We start from the raw sequence: 18,792 nt of genomic DNA on the forward strand, positions 1-18,792 counted from the left end.
ACTCCTAGCCGCGCACCCGGCCCACCAGGGCCGTCGCGTTGTTCACGCCGTAGCGCCGCCGCAGCCGCGCGCGCAGCTTCTCGATCGTGCGCGGACTCAGCTCCAGCGTCTTCGCGCATTCCTTGGCCGTCTGGCCGGCGGCCAGCGCCACCAGCACCTCGCGTTCGCGCGGGGTCAGCTTCTCCGGCTCGCAGCCGCTGATCAGCGGCTCGAACACCCAGGCCGCCTCGCGGAAGGGCGCGTCGATGTCGCGCGCATGGCCGTGGACGCGGAACCATTGCAGGCGGCCGTCGCGGCAGCGCATCAGGCGCTCGTCGCGGTAGCTGCCGCTGCCCTGCATCTCGGCCTGGATGCGCAGGCCGATGCGGCGGAACTCGCTTTCGGTGGCGAACAGCAGCGCAAAGCTCTGGCCCACCAGCTCCTCGGCGCGGTAGCCGAACATCGCGGCAAAGGCCTCGTTGACCCACAGCAGCACGCGGTCGCGCGACAGCGCCAGGCCCAGGGGGCTCAGCGCGGCAAACAGCTCGGCGGGGGAAAACCCGGGCGTAGTCTTGGGACTTTCGATCGCATTCATCGCTGCATAGGCTAACAAGTTGCCGGCAAGTGGCGCTGCGGATTAACCGCAATGAGGGCGCCCGCAAGCGACCGGCCGCCCATAACAAGGAGACGAGCATGACGATGACGAATCCCTGCCCGCGGCCGCCGGCCGCCGCCTGGACGGCGCTGACGCTGCTGGGCCTGCTGACGGCCTGCGGTGGCCCCGATGTTGCCGCACCGCCGCCGCCACCCCCGCCGCCGCCGGCGCCGGTGGTCAACACCGCGCCGAACTTCCTGGCCGGCGCCATCGCCCAGACCGGCTACGACGGCAATGCCGACGATCTGCTGACCGGCGGCCTGGGCAAGACCGGCCTGCTGGCCGCCGCCGCGCCGGCCTTTGCCAACCCGCTGGCGCCGACGCCGGCCGAGCTGCGGCGCAATGCCATCTTCACCAACTACCGGGCGGTGCTCGACTACTCGGCCGCCGGCGGCTTCGGCCGGCTCTACGGCCCCAATATCGACAATGCGGGCAACGACACGCTGGGCGAGGGCAAGATCGCCGGCACCGAGTACATCGCCGTCGCCGACGACGGCACCGGCAAGCAGAACGTCGTGCTGATGGTGCAGGTGCCCAATAGCTTCGACGCCAAGAATCCCTGCATCGTCACCGCCACCTCGTCCGGCTCGCGCGGCATCTATGGCGCGATCGGCAGCTCGGGCGACTGGGGGCTCAAGCATGGCTGCGCGGTCGCCTATGCCGACAAGGGCTCGGGCAACGGCCTGCACGACCTGATGAGCGACACGGTGATCCAGATCGACGGCACGCTGGCCAGCGCCACGGCCGCCGGCAAGAAGGCGCATTTCAAGGCCGATATCGGCGACGGCGAGCGCGCCAGCTACAACGCGGCCTTCCCGAACCGGGTCGCCTACAAGCATGCGCATTCGCAGCAGAACCCCGAGAAGGACTGGGGCCGCGACACCCTGCGCGCGGTCAAGCTGGCCTTCTATGTGCTGAACGAGAAATACGGCAATCCGATCGCGGGCGGCACAAGCAAGGAAGTCGTGCTGACCCCGGCTAACACCCTCGTCATCGCCTCCTCGATCAGCAACGGCGCCGGCGCCGCGCTGCTGGCCGCCGAGCAGGACAGCGAGGGCCTGATCGACGGCGTCGCCGTCACCGAGCCGCAGATCCAGCCGGCCGCCAACAGCGGGCTGACGATCAAGTTCGGCGCGGACATGGTCAACAACCACAGCAAGCCGCTGGTCGACTACTTCACCTTCGCCAATGTCTACCAGCCCTGCGCCGCGCTGTCGTCCCAGGCCGACCAGTCGCTGCACGCCTTCTACTGGCCGGCCGCCTATGCCGCGGCGGCGCAGAACCGCTGCGCGGCGCTGAAGGCACGTGGCCTGCTGGCCGGCACGACCCTGGCCGCCCAGGCCGACGAGGCGCTGGCGAAGATGAACGACTACGGCTGGAGCACGGCGACCAACTTCACGCAGATGTCGCATTTCCGCCTGGCGACGAACTCGATCGTCATGACCTATGTGAACAGCTACGGCCGCTTCAAGGTCACCGACAACGTCTGCGGCTACAGCTTCGCGAACACCAGCGCCAGCGGCGACGTGATCGCCCAGCTTCCCGCCACCCAGGCCGGCCTGTTCTCCACCGGCAACGGCGTGCCGCCCAGCGGCGGCATCAACATCGTCTGGAACGACTCGGTCGGCGGCGCCAAGCTGGACTTCCTGGCCGTCTCACCGACCAGCGCGACGGCCGACTTCGGCCTCGACGGCGCGCTGTGCATGCGCGCGCTGGCGACCGGCAAGGACCCGGTCAGCGGCGCGACCCTGTTCGGCAATATGAAGAGCTGGTCCGACCGCGTGCTGGCCGGCGTGGCCGAGGTGCAGGCGACGGCCAAGCTGCGCGGCCTGCCGACCATCATCGTCGCCGGCCGCAGCGACACGCTGATCCCGGTCAACCACGCCGCGCGCGCCTACTACGGCAAGAATCAGCTCAACGAGGCGGCGACGGCCAAGACCCGCTACTACGAAGTGACGAACGCCCAGCACTTCGACTCCTTCCTGCCGGCCGCCACCCTGCTCGGCTACGACGCCAGGTTCGTGCCACTGCACGTCTACTTCGTGCGGGCGATGGACCAGATGTGGGCCCATCTGAAGAACGGCACGGCGCTGCCGGCCAGCCAGGTCGTGCGCACGACCCCGCGTGCCGGCGGTGCGGCACTGGCGGCGACGAACGTGCCGCCCTGGTCGGCGACGCCGGCGGCCGGCGACACCATCGGCTTTGCCGCCGGCACGCTGACGGTGCCGCAGTAAGCCCGCGTTAGCCCCCGGGCGCGGCCGGTCATGGCAAGGCCGGCCGCGCCTTGCTATGCTGGCGCGCCTCGGCAGTGGAGAAACGCGCGATGAAGACCAGCAGCAGCAAGCGATTCCTGAGCACCGTGGCCGCCGCCGCGGCCATCCTGGGCCTGAACCTGGCCGCGGCACCGGCGGCCCGGGCCGCCGCGCCCCAGGTCAAGACCCAGGCGCCCGGCTACTACCGGCTGATGCTCGGCGACATCGAGGTGACGGCCTTGTCGGACGGCAGCGTCGTGCTGCCGATGGACAAGCTGCTGACCGGCGCCAAGCCGGAGCAGATTCAGCAGGCGCTGAAGAACGCCTATCTGGACGGCCAGGTGGAGACCTCGGTCAATGGCTATCTGATCAATACCGGCAGCAAGCTGGTGCTGATCGACACCGGCGCCGCCGCGTTGTTCGGCCCGACCCTGGGTCGCCTCGCCGCCAATCTGCGCGCCGCCGGCTACCAGCCCGAGCAGGTCGACGAGGTCTACATCACCCATCTGCATAGCGACCATGCCGGCGGCCTGGTGGCCGACGGCAAGCCGGCCTTCCCGAACGCCGTCGTGCGCATCGACAAGCGCGAGGCCGATCACTGGCTCAGCGCCGAGAAGATGGCGCAGGCGCCCGAGGCGGCGCGCGGCGGCTTCAAGGCGGCACAGAGCCTGCTCAAGCCCTACCAGGACGCCGGCCGGCTGAAGCCCTTCGACGGTGCGACCGAGCTGGTGCCCGGCGTGCGCGCGCTGCCCAGCTACGGCCACACGCCCGGCCACACCGTCTATATGGTCGAGAGCAAGGGCCAGAAGATGGCCGTCTGGGGCGATCTGATGCATGTGGCGGCGGTGCAGTTCCCCGACCCGACGGTGACGATCTCCTTCGACACCGACTCGGCGTCCGCGATGCCGCAGCGCCAGCAGGCCTATGCCGACGCCGCCAAGAACGGCTATCTGGTCGCCGTCGCCCACATCAGCTTCCCCGGCCTCGGCCGCCTGCGCGCCGATGGCAAGGGCGGCTATGTGTGGGTGCCGCTGAACTACAGCAGCAAGCCCTAGCAGGCTGTTGAAAAACCGCTGCGGCGACCCGCTGCGTCGAGGCCGTCCTCGCTACGTTTTTCAGCAGCCCGCCAGGCGCCCGCCTCCCTAATGCGCCGGCGCCGGTCCGGCGTCGAAGTCGATCAGCAGGCTGGCCAGTTCCAGCGCCCGCCACAGATGCGCGGGCATCTGCATGATCTTCTCGGGCGTCTTGGCGCGCGCGGTCCAGGCATGGATCTCGGCATGCTGATCGGGGGTCAGCAGCTTCAGCGACAGCATCTCGTCGAGCGTCTGCATGGGGCGTCCTCCTGGCGCGTCGCGCCGTCGTCACCCCGACTGTCTCACGAACCAGGCAGCCGGTCGCTACGCGCAATGGCGTAGACCGTGTCATCGGTCTCGCATCGGCGCGCCAGCCGCCGGCTGCGTCGCGGCGCGCTAGCGCTTCAGCAGCGAAGCGATCACCGGGCCGGCCTCGGCGTCGTCGAGGCAGGGCGTGACCTGGATCGTCAGCACATCGGCCCATTGGGCCCGGTACAGATACATCGCCTTGCCGTCGTCCGATTCGGCGACGGCAAAGCCCTGGCCGCTCATGCCGTGCCAGCGGCCCAGCAGCTTGACGCCCGGCGGCGGGGCGCCACCGGTCTCCAGGAATCTGCTCGCGCTCGCGGTGAACGTGTCTTGCGGAATGGTCCAGCTGATCAGGTACTTCATCGTGGATGCCTCCACAGCTCTTCGTCGACGAGCCGCCGCGGCATGGCCCCTGGGCCCGCAGCGGCCCGGGCCTTCGGCCCAGCAAGGAAGGGCTACGCTACGCCGACCCGATCGAGGTCGGAACCCCCATGTTCCACCGCCCTCAGGGCTTCACCCGCAGCACGCGGCCGGCCGTTTCAAGCACCAGATAGAGCAGGCCGTCCGGGCCCTCGCGCACATCGCGCAGGCGGCCGGTATCGGGGAAGAGGCGCTCCTGCTCGACGATCTTGTTGTCGGCATCGAGCTTGACCCGCTCCACATGGCCGAACTTCAGCGAGCCGATGAAGAAGCTGCCCTGCCAGGCGGCGCCGTAGCGCGCGCTCTTCAGCCGCACCAGGCCCGAGGGCGCGATCGAGGGCACCCATTTGACGAGGGGCTGCTCCATGCCTTCCCGGGCCGTGATGCCTTCGCCGATCTTGCCGCCGCCGTAGTTCTCGCCATAGGTGATGACGGGCCAGCCGTAGTTCAGCCTGGGGCGGATCAGGTTCAGCTCGTCGCCGCCCTGCGGGCCATGCTCGTGCTCCCACAGCCGCCCCTGGGCATCGACCGTCAGGCCCTGCGGATTGCGGTGGCCCAGGCTCCAGATCTCGGGCAGGGCGCCGGGCGTGTTCACGAAGGGATTGTCGGCCGGCACGCTGCCGTCCTTGGCGATGCGCACCAGCTTGCCGAGGTGGTTGTCCAGCGTCTGCGCGCGCTGCATGCTGAAGTAGCGCTCGCCCAGGCTCAGCACCAGCCTGCCGTCGGGCATCTCGGCGATGCGGCAGCCGAAGTGCAGGCGGCTGTCGAGCTTGGGCTGCTGGCGGAAGATCACCTTCACATCGCCGAGCTTGGTGGCGTCCTCGCTCAGCCGGGCGCTGGCCAGGGCCGTGCCATTGCTCTTGCCGTCGGCGCCGGCCTCGGCAAAGCAGAGATAGATGGTGCGGTTGCGCGCGAAGTCACTGTCCGGCTGGACGTCCAGCAGGCCGCCCTGGCCGGTCGCCTCGATGGCCGGCAAGCCCTGGATGGGCGCGCTGGGCCTGCCGCCGGGCTGGGCTGTGCGCAACTGGCCGTCGCGCTCGGTGATCAGCAGCTGGCCGCCCGGCAGGAAGGCCAGCGCCCAGGGCGTCTTCAGGCCTTCGACGATGGTTTCCAGCCGCGAGGACTGGGCCTGGGCCAGGCTGCTGACCAGGGCCATGGCAATGGCGAGGGAAAGGATGCGCTTGTTCATGGGAGCTTGAAGATGAGGCCGCATCATCGCAGCCCGCCGTCCTCAGGGCTGGGGAGGGCGCCCCGGCCGGCTTGGTGTTGCCGGTCGCCGCGGCCTCAGCCGTCCAGCTGCTTCTGGAACACCAGGCCCGCGTGCTCGCGCAGCGCGTGGAACTTAATCTTGGGCCAGTTCGATTCGATCGCGCGCAACTCCGGCGCGTATTCGACCAGCACCGTCGGCGCGTCGACCGCGTCGTAGGCCATGCGGTGGTCGTTGGCGTCGATGAAGCGCTTGAGCTCCTTCTCGCCCCCATCCTCCGGGCTGCAGCTGACCCAGCGCGCCACCTGGAAGCGGCTGGCCGTGATGCGCGCCTTGACGCCGTATTCATGCTCGAGCCGGTGCGCGACCACCTCGAACTGCAGCTGGCCGACCGCGCCCAGCAGCAGCACCGAGCCCGCGATGGGCCGGAACACCTGGATCGCGCCTTCCTCGCCCAGCTGCTGCAGGCCGGCCTTCAGCTGCTTGGTCTTCAACGGGTCGGCCACCTCGACCGAGCGGAACATCTCGGGCGCGAAGAAGGGCAGGCCGGTGTACTGCAGCGCCTCGCCCTCGGTGATGGTGTCGCCGAGCTGCAGCACGCCATGGTTGGGGATGCCGATGATGTCGCCGGCAAAGGCCTCGTCCAGCAGCTCGCGGCGCTGCGACAGGAAGCTCACCACGGTGTTGGGCCGCAGCTCCTTGCCCGAGCGCACGACCTTCAGCCGCATGCCGCGCTCGAAGTGGCCGGAGGCCACGCGCAGGAAGGCGATGCGGTCGCGGTGCGCCGGATCCATATTGGCCTGGATCTTGAACACCACGCCGCTGAACTTGGGCTCCTCGGGCTGGACCACGCGCTGCAGCGCCGCGCGCTCGCCCGGCTGCGGCGCTAGCTCCACCAGCGCGTCGAGGATCTCCTGCACGCCGAAATTGTTGACGGCCGAGCCGAAGAACATCGGCGTCTGCCGGCCGGCCAGGAATTCATCGAGGCTGAATTCGGGCGCGGCCTCGCGCACCAGCTCGATCTCGCCCTGCGCCTGCTCGTACTGCATGCCGAAGCGCTGGGCATAGGCCGGGTTGTCCAGGCCGTCCAGCACCTCCTCGTCGCCGGCCACGCGGTCCTCGCCGGGCGAGAACACGCGCATGCGCTCTTGCCGCAGGTCCATCACGCCGTGGAAATGCTTGCCCATGCCGACCGGCCAGGTGAAGGGCACGACGGTCATGCCCAGCTCGCGCTCGATCTCGTCCATCAGCGCCAGCGGCTCCTGCACCTCGCGGTCCAGCTTGTTGACGAAGGTGACGATGGGCGTGTTGCGCGCGCGGCAGACCTGCAGCAGGCGGCGCGTCTGCGGCTCCACGCCGTTGGCCGCGTCGATCACCATCAGCGCCGCGTCGACGGCGGTCAGCACGCGGTAGGTGTCTTCGGAGAAATCCTGGTGGCCCGGCGTGTCGAGCAGATTGATCACGCAGTCGCGGTACTCCATCTGCATCACCGAGGAGGCGACCGAGATGCCGCGCTGCTTCTCGATCTCCATCCAGTCCGAGGTCGCATGGCGCGAGGCCTTGCGCGCCTTCACCGAGCCGGCGATCTGGATCGCGCCCGAGAACAGCAGCAGCTTCTCGGTCAAGGTGGTCTTGCCCGCGTCGGGGTGGGAAATGATGGCGAAGGTGCGGCGGCGCTTGACTTCGCTTTCGATGCGCGAGGCGATGGGACTGTCGGCGGACATGGTGAGGGCTTGGGCGGGAAGGCGCCGGATTATCGCAGGGGGCAGCCCGCATCCGGCATGAGCCTCCCGGTCCATAATCGCGCCCTCCAGCCACCGCCCGCAATGCCGTTACCGCCATCACCGCCCATGGAGCGCCGCGTCTTCTACATCAGCCGTTCGCTGGCGACGCCGGAGCAAACCGAGCAGATCCTCGTCGGCGCCCGGCTGCGCAATCAGCGCTCCGGGGTGTCAGGGGCGCTGCTGTTCACCGGGGGGCATTTCGCCCAGCTCCTGGAAGGCTCGCCGCAGGCGCTGGCGACGACGATGGCCGTGATCGAGGCGGACCCCCGGCATGAGGCGCTGACCCGTCTGATCGAGAGCGATATCGAGCAGCGCCGCTTCGCCGACTGGACCATGGCCTATATGGAGTCGCCGGGCGCCGATGAGCTGATCGAGCAGCTGCTGGCCTCCCCGGCGATCAGCACCGAGCGGGCCGAGCGCATCCTGACGCTGATGCTCGAAACCTCGCCGCGCTGAGCCGGGCGGCGTCCTCAGCCGCGGCTCAGGGGGGCGCGAAACTCGTAGCCGATCCGCGCCACCGCGTGCACCGGCACCACCGGCTGCCCCGCCTGCTCGATGCGCTTGCGCAGGCGATAGACGGTGGCGTGCAGGGCATTGTCCATGGCGGAGGCGCCCGGCCCCCAGAGCGATTCGACCAGCGTCCTGCGGTCGGTCCGGCGATCTTTCGCCGTGGCGAGGCAGCCCATGATCACCATATCGCTCTCGCTCAGCGGAATGCGGGTGCCGTCGGGCGCTTGCAGCACCGCCTCCGCGTCCAGCAGGCGCCAGCCCTGCAGCGCCTGCGCTGGGGCAGGCTGCCGCTGCAAGCGGCGCCGCACGGCCGCGACGGCGGCGGCCAGATGGGGGGCGGGGGCGGCCCGGTCCAGCACCATGTCCGCCCCGGCTTCGAGCGCCGGCACGAAGGCGTCTTCGCTCCCGTCAGACAGGGCGATCACGCCGGCTGGGCAGCGCTTGCGGATCAGCCGGACCAGGTCGATGCCCTGCACGCCACGCTGAGCCAGCTCGACCAGATAGAACCCGAATCCGAAGGGGTCGGGGGACAGCAGGAAATCGTCGCTGTCCTCGAACAGCGCGCATTCGCTGCCGAGCGCCAAGTGGCCTGCGCCGTTCCCTATCCATGCCATCGCGTCCGGCCCGGACCGCGGCGCTGCTCTAGTCGTGATGCTCATCGGACATGGGGAGGCCAAGACTCGTCTGACAGTTGTGACGCAGGATTATTTGTAATTTCAACGCAGTGAGGCGTCATGGCCTTAGGACTTCGACGGCTTTGGCTGAGTTCCGTGGTGAATTTCACATCCATCATATCTGACGTAACAATTCGTCAGATATGATGCAAGAATCGTCTGCGACCCCAGATTCGTCCCTTTCTCCGGCACACACATGAGCTTCAAGAACTTCACGGTGAGAAATCAACTGATCGCCGCCTTTGGCGGGCTCGCAGCGCTGATGCTTTGCGTGACCGTGCTCTCGCTGGCCTACCTGGCGGAGGCCAACGAGCGATTCACTGGCTATGTCGACGGGATCAATGCCCGCGCCAACCTGGCCGCGCATCTGCGCACCGCGGTCGACCGCCGCGCGATCGCCGCCCGCAATCTGGTGCTGGTCACCGCGCCCGCCGAGCTCGACAAGGAGAAGGCAGCCGTGGTGGCGGCGCATCAAGATGTCCAGCAGGCGCTGAGCGACTTGAACCGCATGATGGCCGAGCAGCCGGGCGTCAGCGAGGCCGCCCGTCGCCTGGTGGCCGAGTTGGGCAAGGTCGAGCGCGCCTATGGCCCGGTCGCCCTGCAGATCGTCGATCTGGCGCTGGCCCAGCGGCAGGAAGAGGCGATCAGGAAGATGAACGAAGAGTGCCGCCCGCTGCTTGCCGCGCTGGTCAAGGCCAGCGAGGACTTCAGCCGCTACACCGACGGCCGTGCGCGGGAGCTGACGGCCGAGGCGGCCGCTCAGTACGCTGCCCAGCGCCGCTGGCTGCTCGCCGCCTGTCTGCTGACCTTCGCGGCCGCCGCGCTGGGCGGGCTGATCATCACGCGCGGCATCTCCCGCGCCTTGGGCGCCGAACCGACGGAGTTGCGCGTCTTTGCACGGCGTGTCGCCGACGGTGACCTGCGGCCGATTGCCAGCGCCGAACATGCGCCGGCCGGCAGCGTGCTCGCCTCGCTGGCGGCCATGCGCGCGAGCCTGGCCGAGCTGGTCGGGCAGGTGCGCCTCGCCTCCGAGTCGATCGCCTCCGGCTCGGTGCAGATCGCCATGGGGAACCAGGATCTGCACCGGCGCACCGAGCAGCAGGCCGGCAGCCTGCTGCAGACGGCAGCGTCGATGGAGCAACTGACCAGCACCGTCAGCAATAACGCGGGCACCGCCAAGGAGGCGCACCAGCTCGCCGCGCGGGCCGCGCTGACGGCGACCGAGGGCGGGGCGTCGATGGGCCAGGTCGTCCTCGCCATGCAGGGCATCGCGAGCTCCTCGAAAAAGATCGCCGACATCATCGGCGTCATTGACGGCATCGCCTTCCAGACCAATATCCTGGCGCTCAATGCGGCCGTGGAGGCGGCCCGGGCCGGCGACCAGGGCCGGGGCTTTGCGGTGGTGGCCAGCGAGGTGCGTTCGCTGGCGCAGCGCTCGGCCAGCGCGGCGCGGGAGATCAAGGCCCTGATCAGCGACAGCGTCGAGCGCGTGGAGGGTGGCGCCCGCCAGGTCGATGACGCCGGGAAATCGATGGAGCTGATCGTGGCGCAGATCCGGCATGTCAGCGATTTCATCGAACAGATCTCGCGGGCGACGGCCGAGCAGGCCGAGGGCGTGGCCCAGGTCGGGCAGGCGGTGAGCGCGCTTGACCGGGTTACCCAGCAGAACGCGGCCCTGGTCGAGCAGAGCACCGCCGCCTCCGCCAGCCTGCAGAATCAGGCGAGCTGGCTGGCTCAGGCGGTCAATGTCTTCAAGCTCCAGGGCGCGGCCGAGTGACTTGCCCGGGGCGTCTTTGCTGAGCGCTGCCCCGCCTCACCGATCAGCCGCTCCAGATACGCGAGCGCCTCGCGCGCCGAGCCTGGTGATCGCGCTGTGGTCGAATGGTGCTCGAAAGGAGATCCCCATGTACCGCCTGCACTGCTTCTCCCAATCGGGCAATGCCTACAAGGTCGGGCTGACGCTGCGCCTGCTGGACCAGCCCTTCGAGGCAGTCCATCTGCCCTTTGCCGAGTTCCTGGGCGGCGCCACGCGCGACGCCGGCTGGCGCGAGCGGGTCAACGAGATGGGCGAGGTGCCGGTGCTCGAGCTGGAGGACGGCCGGCGGCTGACGCAGTCGGGCGCGATCATGAGCCTGCTGGCCGATCGCCACGGCCGCCTGGGCGGCGCGGACGCCGACGAGCGTTACGAGGTGCTGCGCTGGCTGCTGTTCGACAACCACAAGTTCACCTCCTATTTCTCCACGCTGCGCTTCATGAAGAGTTTTGCGCCTCAGCCGGCCGCTCCGGCGGTGGCGGCCTTTCTGCTGACGCGCGTGCGCAATGCCTTCGGCGTCGTCGAGCGCCATCTGCAGGGCCGTGAGTTCCTGGTCGGCGCCGCGCCGACCATCGCCGATCTGTCGCTGTGCGGCTATCTCTATTACCCGGTCGAGGAGAGCGGCATCGATGTGGCCGCCGACTACCCGCAGATCGGCGCCTGGCTCGCGCGCCTGCGTGCGCTGCCGGACTGGGCCGGGCCTTACGAGCTGCTGCCGGGCGAGCGGGTCGCGCCGAAGTGGTGAGCTGAACGCCCGGCCAGATGGGCCTACTTGTCGACGAAGGGCCGGACCCTGGCCAGCAGGCGCTCGGCATAGTCTTCCTTTTCGCCGACCGGCGCCACATAGAGCAGGGCCTCGCGCGCGGCGGCCTCGCCGGCCTTCTTCAGCATCACCCAGCTGGCCAGGTATTGCGAGGCCAGGCAGCCGCCGGCGGTGGCCACCGGCCCGCGCGCATGGAAGGCTTCCTCGTCGAGCACGACGGCGCCCGTCTGGATCAGCCAAGGGCGCGTGCTGGTGTCGGTGCAGGCCGGCATATCGCCCAGCAGGCCCAGCCGCGCCAGCAGCAGGGCGCCCGAGCATTGCGCGCCGAGCAGCTGACGCAGCGGGTCCAGCTGCAGCCGGTCCAGCAGCGCCGAATTGGCGGCTATCGCGCGGGTGTACAGACCCGAGCCGAATAGCACGACCTCGGCCTCGTTGGCCCATTCCAGCGGCCGCTGCAGCTCGACCTTGACGCCGTTCATCGAGCTGGCATGGCCGTTCGGCCCGCACAGCTCGGCGCTGAAGCCCAGCGGCCGCAATCGGTTCAGAAGGCCCAGCGCGATGAAGCTGTCCAGCTCGTTGAAGCCATCGAAGGTCAGGATCGCGATGCGGACGTCGGGCATGGGGTTATTGTGTAGCGAAGCGCCGTTCTTGCGAGGGCAATATGCGCGCCATGCCGCCTCCCGCACAAGTGCCTTCTTCCGGCGACGCCCGTCGCTGGGCCTGGCTGCCGCCGGTCGGGGGCTGGGGCTATTACCTGCTGCTCGGCGCGATCGGCATGCTGGTGCTGGGCCCGCTGGGCGGCATCACGGCCGCCTATATGAATTTCTCGGTCGGCTTCTTCGTCGGCGGCCAGGTGCTGGCCGGCATCCTCGGCTCGGTCGTCACCTATGGCTATGGCGCCGAGGGGCGGCATGGCGCCAACTACATCCAGACGACGGCCGCCTCGGTGGCCGGCATGATGGCGATGAGCGCGCTGATCCAGGCCATGGTCTGGATGGGCATGCCGCCCAAGCCCGCCTGGCAGCTGATCATCTACATGCTCAGCATCGCGATGATGGCGGCCGGCATCGGCATGCTCTACACGCCCATCCTGGTCGAGCGCATGCGGCTGACCTTTCCCTCGGGCCTGGCGGTCGCCAACATCCTGCGCGCGCTGACCGATCCGGCGCTCTTGCGCCGCTCGGTCGCGCGCCTGTTCGGCGGCATGGCCGCGGGCCTGGCCGGTGGTCTGGCAGCGGCCAAGATCGCGGCCGTCGCGGCGACCGAGTTCAGCTGCTCGACCTTCGGCGCCGGCCTGATCGTCGGCGCGCGCGTCGGCATCCCGGCCATCGTCGGCGGCCTGGCCTTCTGGGCCCTGACTCCGGCCTTCATCGCCGCCGGCTGGCTGCAGCCGGGGGAGCCGTTTCGCAAGATCGCCTTTCTCGTCGCCCTGGGCATGACCCTGGGCGCGGCGGCGATCGACATGGCCCTGATCCTGTGGCGCGCCGTGCGCCGGCTCAGCGACCCGCTGCCGGACGACGGCATCGAGGTGCCCGAGGAACAACGCACCGGCCCGCGCGCCAGCGTGCCGCGGCTGCTGCTGTGGGTGGCGTTCTGGAGCGTTGCCACCATCGCCTGCGGCATGAGCTTCTTCGACGAGCCGCTGCCGATCATGCTGGCCGCCATCGTGCTGGTGGCGATCTTCGCCCTGGTCAACGGCATCTCGCTGGGCCTGACCGACTGGAATCCGATCTCCTCGGCCTTTGTCGTCGCGGTGCTGATCCTGGCCACCTTGGGCCTGAACGATCCGGGCCTCAGCCTGATGGCCGGCACCGTCGTCTTCGTCGCCTGCAGCACCGCCGGCGACATGCAGCAGGACCGCTCGACCGGCTGGCGCTTGGGCTCCAATCGCGCGCTGCAGTTCCGCTTCCAGGCGGTGGGCCTGGTGCTGGGCGCCGTGCTGGTCGTCGCGTCCGCGCAGCTCTTCATGGCCGCCTACCCGGTGCTGAAGCTGGACCAGACGGTGATGAGCGCCGACGAGGCGCCGGTGCAATGGACCTCGGCGATGACCTATAAATTCGTCGGCGCGCTGCGCAGCCTGCATGACCCCAAGCCCTTCCAGATCACGGCGATCTGGATCGGCCTGGGCGTCGGCCTGGCGACCGAGCTGCTGCGCAAGGCCATCCTGCTCAACAAGACCTGGCGCCGCTGGGCCGCGAGCAGCCGCGCCGGCTTCGCCACCGACTTCGTCGTCGACGCGGTGCTGCTGCCCAGCCCCTATGCCTCCTCCTTCGGCGGCTTCGTCAATCTGCCGACCTCGCTGTGGTTCGGCGCCGGCGGCATCGCGTCCAGCCTGGTCAACACGCTGAGGCCCAAGGGCGTGCAGGCCGAGGCGCTGCCGGCCGATATGAGCACGACCTCGCTGGCCGGCGGCGGCCTGATCGCCGGCGACGCGCTGGCTGCGCTGGGCCTGGGCATCGCCGGGCTGCTGGCGGTGCTCTGAGCCTTACTCTTCCAGAAGACTCCTGAGCATCCAAGCCGTTTGTTGGCTTCGCCGCCAAACGCCTGGCGCTGGCGCGCCAGCGGGCCCGGCGGCCCGTGGACGCTCAGTCTTCCAGAAGACTCCTGAGCATCCAAGCCGTTTGTTCATGCACGGCGAGCCGTTGCGTCAGGAGGTCGGCGCTCGGCTCGTCGCTGGCCTTGTCGACGGCCGGGAACAGCGCGCGCGCGGTGCGGGCGACGCCCTCGTGGCCCTCGACCAGGATGCGCACCATCTCCATGGCCTTGGGCGGCGTGATCGGCGCGTCCTTCAGGCTGCTCAGCTGGGCGAACTGGGCATAGGAGCCCGGCGCCGCATGGCCCAGCGCGCGGATGCGCTCGGCGATCGGGTCGACCGCGTTCCACAGCTCGGTGTACTGCGCCATGAACATCGCATGCAGCGAGTTGAACATCGGGCCCGACACATTCCAGTGGAAGTTGTGCGTGGTCAGGTACAGCGTATAGGTGTCGGCCAGCAGGCGCGACAGGCCGCCGGCGATGGTGGCGCGGTCCTTGTCGCTGATGCCGATGTTGATCGCGGCGGCGGTCGGGCCGACGCCCTTCGAACTTGCTGGTTTCTTGGCCATGCGAATGACTCCTGCTGCTGTGGTCGATGGACCCGACTATAGAGTCGGGACCGGCGCCCGCGCATGATTGCACGGGCAAAGGTCCGGCCCGAGGGCAAGACCCGGCCCCGACCTTGGCCGCCTGGCTCAAGCCAGATCGAAGCGGTCCAGGTTCATCACCTTGGCCCAGGCCGCGACGAAGTCCCGCACGAACTTCTGCTTGCCGTCGGCGCTGGCGTAGACCTCGGCATAGGCGCGCAGCACCGAGTTGGAGCCGAAGATCAGGTCGGCCCGGGTGGCCTTGTACCTGCTCGCGCCGCTCTTGCGGTCCTTGCCCTCGAACAACTCGGCGGCCGGGTCGAGCGGCGTCCAGACGGTGTTCATGTCGAGCAGATTGACGAAGAAGTCGTTGGACAGGATGCCGAGCTTGTCGGTCAGCACGCCCTGCGAGCCGCCGTCGGCATTGGCACCGAGCACGCGCAGACCGCCGACCAGGGCGGTCAGCTCCGGCGCGCTCAGGGTCAGCAGCTGCGCGCGGTCGATCAGCAGCGCCTCGGTCGAGGCGCCGGCCGGGGCCTGGCGGTAGTTGCGGAAGCCGTCGGCCGCCGGCTCCAGCACGCCGAAGGACTCGATATCGGTCTGCGCCTGCGTCGCGTCGACCCGTCCCGGGATGAAGGGCACCTCGACCGCGATGCCGGCCGCCTTGGCCGCCTGCTCGATGCCGACGCTGCCGGCCAGCACGATCACATCGGCCAGCGAGGCCTTGCCCGAGGCCTGCTGGATCTCGACCAGCTTGGGCAGGGTCTCGACGGCGCGGCGGTTGACCGCCCAGTCCTTCTGCGGCGCCAGTGCCAGGCGCGCGCCATTGGCGCCGCCGCGCTTGTCGCCGCCGCGGAAGGTCGAGGCCGAGGCCCAGGCCACCGAGACCAGCTCGCCGACCGACAGGCCCGAGGCGGCGATGCGCGCCTTCAGCTCCTCGATATCGGCCGGGCTCGGCTGGTGGCTGGGCGCGGGAAGCGGGTCCTGCCAAATCAGGTCTTCCTTCGGCACCTCCGGGCCCAGATAACGGGCCTTGGGGCCCATATCGCGGTGGGTCAGCTTGAACCAGGCGCGCGCGAAGGCCTCGGCGAAGGCCTGCGGATCCTCCAGGAAGCGCCTGGAGATCTTGCCGAACTCGGGGTCGAAGCGCAGCGTCAGGTCGGTGGTCAGCATCGTCGGCTTGTGGAATTTGCCGGGGATGTGGGCGTCCGGAATGATCTCCGGCGCGTCCTTGGCCACCCATTGCTTGGCGCCGGCCGGCGACTTCGTCGCCTCCCACTCGAACTTGAACAGGTTCTCGAAGAAGTTGTTGCTCCACAGCGCCGGGGTCTTGGTCCAGGTGACCTCCAGGCCGCTGGAGATCGTGTCCTTGCCATGGCCGCCGCCGAAGCTGCTGCTCCAGCCCAGGCCCTGCGCCTCGATGGCGCCGCCCTCGGGCTCGGCGCCCTTGTGCGACTCGGGCGCGGCGCCATGCGCCTTGCCGAAGGTGTGGCCGCCGGCGATCAGGGCCACGGTCTCCTCGTCGTCCATCGCCATGCGGCCGAAGGTGGCGCGGATGTCCTTGGCCGCCGCCATATAGTCGCCGCTGGCATTGGGGCCTTCCGGATTGACGTAGATCAGGCCCATATGCGTGGCGCCCAGGCTCTTGATCAGCACCCGGTCGCCCTCGAAGCGGCGGTCGTCGCCCAGCCACTTGGTCTCGGCGCCCCAGCTGACGTCCATATCCGGTTCCCAGACGTCCTCGCGGCCGCCGGCGAAGCCGAAGGTGCGGAAGCCCATCGATTCCAGCGCCACATTGCCGGCCAGGATGAAGAGGTCGGCCCAGGAGATCTGCTGGCCGTATTTCTGCTTGATCGGCCACAGCAGGCGGCGCGTCTTGTCGATATTGACGTTGTCGGGCCAGGAGTTCAGCGGGGCGAAGCGCTGCTGGCCGCGCCCGCCGCCGCCGCGGCCGTCGGTCGTGCGGTAGGTGCCGGCGCTGTGCCAAGCCATGCGGATCATCTGCGGGCCGTAGTGGCCGAAGTCGGCCGGCCACCAGTCCTGGCTGTCGGTCATCAGCCGGACCAGATCGGCCTTCAGCGCCTTGTAGTCGAGCTTCTTGAATTCCTCGGCATAGTCGAATTTGGCGCCCAGCGGATTGGAGCGCTCGGAATGCTGGTTCAGCAGATCCACGCGCAGCTGATTGGGCCACCAATCCTTGTTCGAGGTGCCGCTGCCGGCCGTATGGTGGAAGGGGCATTGGGCTTCGCTGCTGCTGCTCATCGCTCGACTCCTTGATATTGTTGAAACAGGGGAGACCCGAGCGTAGGCCGCGGTCGAGCGCTTGCCCAATCAAATCATTTGAAGACGGCGATAGTCAGGGCGCGGTGCAATTCGAAGCTGCCGCCCAGACTCCTAGGACAGCCGCGTCACGCTGCCCAGCTGGCAGTCGTAGACCGCGTTGCGCAGCGCGGCGATCGCCTCGTAGCGGGTGAAGGTGCGGCGCCAGGCCAGCACGACCCGGCGCGTCGGCACCGGCTCCTCGAAGGGCACGAAGCGCAGATGCGGCTGCGGCTCCTTGGGCACCGACAGGGCCGGCACCACGGTGACCCCCATGCCGGAGGCGACCATATGTTTGATCGTCTCCAGCGAGGAGCCTTCGAAGCTTTTGCGTATGCCCTCGGCGTCGCTGGAGAAGCGGGCGAACTCGGGGCAGACCTCCAGCACCTGGTCGCGGAAGCAGTGGCCGGTGCCCAGCAGCAGCATGGTCTCGTTCTTGAGCTCCTGCGCGCTGATCCTGTCGCGGCTGGCGAAGGGATGGGTGGTCGGCGCGGCGATCACGAAGGGCTCGTCGTAGAGCGGCGCGATCGCCAGGCCCGTGTCGGGGAAGGGCTCGGCCATGATGGCGCAGTCCAGCTCGCCCACGCGCAGCATCTCGAGGAGCTTGACGGTGAAGTTCTCCTGCAGCATCAGCGGCATCTGCGGATAGCGGTCGATCACCGCCTTGACCAGCTCGGGCAGCAGATAAGGGCCTATCGTGTAGATGATGCCCAGGCGCAGCGCGCCGGCCAGCGGGTCCTTGCCGCGCTTGGCGATCTCCTTGATGGCGCCGGCCTGCTCGATCACCGACTGCGCCTGGCGCACTATGTCCTCGCCCAGCGGGGTGACGCTGACCTCGGTGGCGCCGCGTTCGAAGATCTTGACGTCCAGCTCCTCCTCCAGCTTCTTGATCGCCACGGACAAGGTCGGTTGCGACACGAAGCAGGCCTCGGCGGCGCGGCCGAAATGGCGCTCGCGGGCCACGGCGACGATGTAGCGCAACTCGGTCAAGGTCATCGGGGCTTCTCCTCCTCAGAGACGGCAAAGCGTACATTGTCCGACCCCCCATGCAAACCCGGGGCGTCCCGCTACACTGCTGGCGCTTTCACCCCAGCCCCGTCCGACCATGACCGAACGCAAACCCGTCACCCTGCCGCGCCTGCTCGAGATGCATGCCGGCGGCGAGAAGATCGCGATGCTGACCTGCTACGACGCGAGCTTCGCCCATGTGCTGGACGAGGCCGGCGTCGACGTGATGCTGGTCGGCGATTCGCTGGGCAATGTGCTGCATGGCGCCTCCTCGACGGTGGCGGTGTCGATGGACTCCATGCTGTACCACACGCGCAGCGTCGCCCGCGGCAGCAACAAGGCCTGGATCGTCGGCGACCTGCCCTTCGACAGCTACCACGCGTCCAAGGAAGAGGCCTGGAAGAACGCGGCCGAGCTGTTCAAGCTCGGCGCGCACATGGTCAAGCTGGAGGGCGGCGGCTGGACCAACGAGACCGTGCGCTTCATCACCGAGCGTGGCATCCCGGTCTGCGCCCATCTGGGCTTCACGCCGCAGACGGTCACCTCCTTGGGCGGCTTCAAGGTGCAGGGCCGCAGCGAGGCCGGCGCGGCGCTCCTGAAGCGCCATGCGCAGGAGCTGGTCGAAGCCGGCGCGCAGATGCTGGTGCTGGAGATGGTGCCCGCGGCCCTGGCCAAGGAGATCACCGAAAGCCTGCCCATCCCGGTGATCGGCATCGGCGCCGGCGTCGGCTGCTCGGGCCAGGTGCTGGTGCTGCACGACATGCTGGGCATCAGCCATGGCCGCCATCCGCGCTTCGTGCGCAACTTCATGGAAGGCAGCAGCAGCATCCAGCAGGCGGTGCGCCGCTATGTCGAGGAGGTGAAGGCCGGGACCTTCCCGGTCGACGCCGTCCACGGGTTCTGA

At 68.9% G+C, this 18,792-nt stretch carries 17 protein-coding genes; 7 read left to right on the forward strand and 10 right to left on the reverse strand.

Annotated elements, in window-relative coordinates; genetic code table 11:
* Nucleotides 1-4: 4 nt before the first annotated feature.
* Nucleotides 5-574, reverse strand: coding sequence for a helix-turn-helix transcriptional regulator (locus QWJ38_RS03225; RefSeq protein ID WP_290357590.1), 570 nt, complete (start codon nt 572-574; stop codon nt 5-7).
* 104 nt (nt 575-678) lie between these two features.
* On the opposite strand from QWJ38_RS03225, the gene QWJ38_RS03230 reads away from it, so the two are divergent.
* Both QWJ38_RS03230 and QWJ38_RS03235 read left to right on the forward strand, forming a co-directional pair.
* Nucleotides 679-2,868, forward strand: coding sequence for a 3-hydroxybutyrate oligomer hydrolase family protein (locus QWJ38_RS03230; protein ID WP_434063947.1), 2,190 nt, complete (start codon nt 679-681; stop codon nt 2,866-2,868).
* An 89-nt stretch (nt 2,869-2,957) separates the two neighbouring features.
* A complete protein-coding gene (locus tag QWJ38_RS03235; protein WP_290357592.1) occupies nt 2,958-3,941 on the forward strand; it encodes an MBL fold metallo-hydrolase in 984 nt (327 codons plus the stop codon).
* An 87-nt stretch (nt 3,942-4,028) separates the two neighbouring features.
* Here QWJ38_RS03235 and QWJ38_RS03240 read toward each other — a convergent pair whose 3' ends face one another.
* From QWJ38_RS03240 to QWJ38_RS03255, 4 genes are all read right to left on the reverse strand, one after another.
* Nucleotides 4,029-4,217 (reverse strand): hypothetical protein, encoded by a 189-nt coding sequence (locus QWJ38_RS03240; RefSeq protein WP_290357593.1) that lies wholly within the window; start codon nt 4,215-4,217, stop codon nt 4,029-4,031.
* Between the two features lie 138 nt (nt 4,218-4,355).
* A complete protein-coding gene (locus tag QWJ38_RS03245; protein ID WP_290357594.1) occupies nt 4,356-4,631 on the reverse strand; it encodes a DUF3303 domain-containing protein in 276 nt (91 codons plus the stop codon).
* A gap of 142 nt (nt 4,632-4,773) precedes the next feature.
* A complete protein-coding gene (locus QWJ38_RS03250) occupies nt 4,774-5,877 on the reverse strand; it encodes a PQQ-dependent sugar dehydrogenase (RefSeq protein ID WP_290357595.1) in 1,104 nt (367 codons plus the stop codon).
* A 95-nt stretch (nt 5,878-5,972) separates the two neighbouring features.
* Nucleotides 5,973-7,619, reverse strand: coding sequence for a peptide chain release factor 3 (locus QWJ38_RS03255; protein WP_290357596.1), 1,647 nt, complete (start codon nt 7,617-7,619; stop codon nt 5,973-5,975).
* Between the two features lie 126 nt (nt 7,620-7,745).
* Here QWJ38_RS03255 and QWJ38_RS03260 point away from each other — a divergent pair, with 126 nt between their 5' ends.
* Entirely contained in the window at nt 7,746-8,135 is a 390-nt protein-coding gene (locus QWJ38_RS03260) for a BLUF domain-containing protein (RefSeq protein ID WP_290357597.1), read from the forward strand.
* Nucleotides 8,136-8,149: 14 nt separating this feature from the next.
* On the opposite strand, the gene QWJ38_RS03265 is transcribed toward QWJ38_RS03260, so the two are convergent.
* On the reverse strand, nt 8,150-8,848 hold the full coding sequence (locus QWJ38_RS03265; protein WP_290357598.1) for a winged helix-turn-helix domain-containing protein: 699 nt from the start codon (nt 8,846-8,848) through the stop codon (nt 8,150-8,152).
* A gap of 211 nt (nt 8,849-9,059) precedes the next feature.
* Between QWJ38_RS03265 and QWJ38_RS03270 the strand changes: the two genes are divergently transcribed.
* Entirely contained in the window at nt 9,060-10,640 is a 1,581-nt protein-coding gene (locus QWJ38_RS03270) for a methyl-accepting chemotaxis protein (RefSeq protein WP_290357599.1), read from the forward strand.
* 127 nt (nt 10,641-10,767) lie between these two features.
* On the forward strand, nt 10,768-11,421 hold the full coding sequence (locus QWJ38_RS03275) for a glutathione S-transferase family protein (protein WP_290357600.1): 654 nt from the start codon (nt 10,768-10,770) through the stop codon (nt 11,419-11,421).
* Between the two features lie 23 nt (nt 11,422-11,444).
* Here QWJ38_RS03275 and QWJ38_RS03280 read toward each other — a convergent pair whose 3' ends face one another.
* Entirely contained in the window at nt 11,445-12,059 is a 615-nt protein-coding gene (locus QWJ38_RS03280) for a type 1 glutamine amidotransferase family protein (RefSeq protein ID WP_290357601.1), read from the reverse strand.
* A gap of 50 nt (nt 12,060-12,109) precedes the next feature.
* Here QWJ38_RS03280 and QWJ38_RS03285 point away from each other — a divergent pair, with 50 nt between their 5' ends.
* Nucleotides 12,110-13,921 (forward strand): OPT/YSL family transporter, encoded by a 1,812-nt coding sequence (locus QWJ38_RS03285; protein WP_290357602.1) that lies wholly within the window; start codon nt 12,110-12,112, stop codon nt 13,919-13,921.
* 103 nt (nt 13,922-14,024) lie between these two features.
* Here the strand turns inward: QWJ38_RS03285 and QWJ38_RS03290 are convergent, their stop codons facing one another.
* From QWJ38_RS03290 to QWJ38_RS03300, 3 genes are all read right to left on the reverse strand, one after another.
* A complete protein-coding gene (locus QWJ38_RS03290; protein WP_290357603.1) occupies nt 14,025-14,543 on the reverse strand; it encodes a Dps family protein in 519 nt (172 codons plus the stop codon).
* 126 nt (nt 14,544-14,669) lie between these two features.
* Nucleotides 14,670-16,823, reverse strand: coding sequence for a catalase/peroxidase HPI (katG, locus tag QWJ38_RS03295; RefSeq protein WP_290357604.1), 2,154 nt, complete (start codon nt 16,821-16,823; stop codon nt 14,670-14,672).
* A 132-nt stretch (nt 16,824-16,955) separates the two neighbouring features.
* Nucleotides 16,956-17,876: a hydrogen peroxide-inducible genes activator gene (locus QWJ38_RS03300; RefSeq protein WP_290357605.1), complete on the reverse strand. Its 921-nt coding sequence runs from the start codon at nt 17,874-17,876 to the stop codon at nt 16,956-16,958.
* 109 nt (nt 17,877-17,985) lie between these two features.
* Between QWJ38_RS03300 and panB the strand changes: the two genes are divergently transcribed.
* Nucleotides 17,986-18,792 (forward strand): 3-methyl-2-oxobutanoate hydroxymethyltransferase, encoded by an 807-nt coding sequence (gene panB / locus QWJ38_RS03305; protein ID WP_290357606.1) that lies wholly within the window; start codon nt 17,986-17,988, stop codon nt 18,790-18,792.

The organism is Roseateles violae, assembly GCF_030410485.1.
Lineage (GTDB): Bacteria > Pseudomonadota > Gammaproteobacteria > Burkholderiales > Burkholderiaceae_C > Roseateles_D > Roseateles_D violae.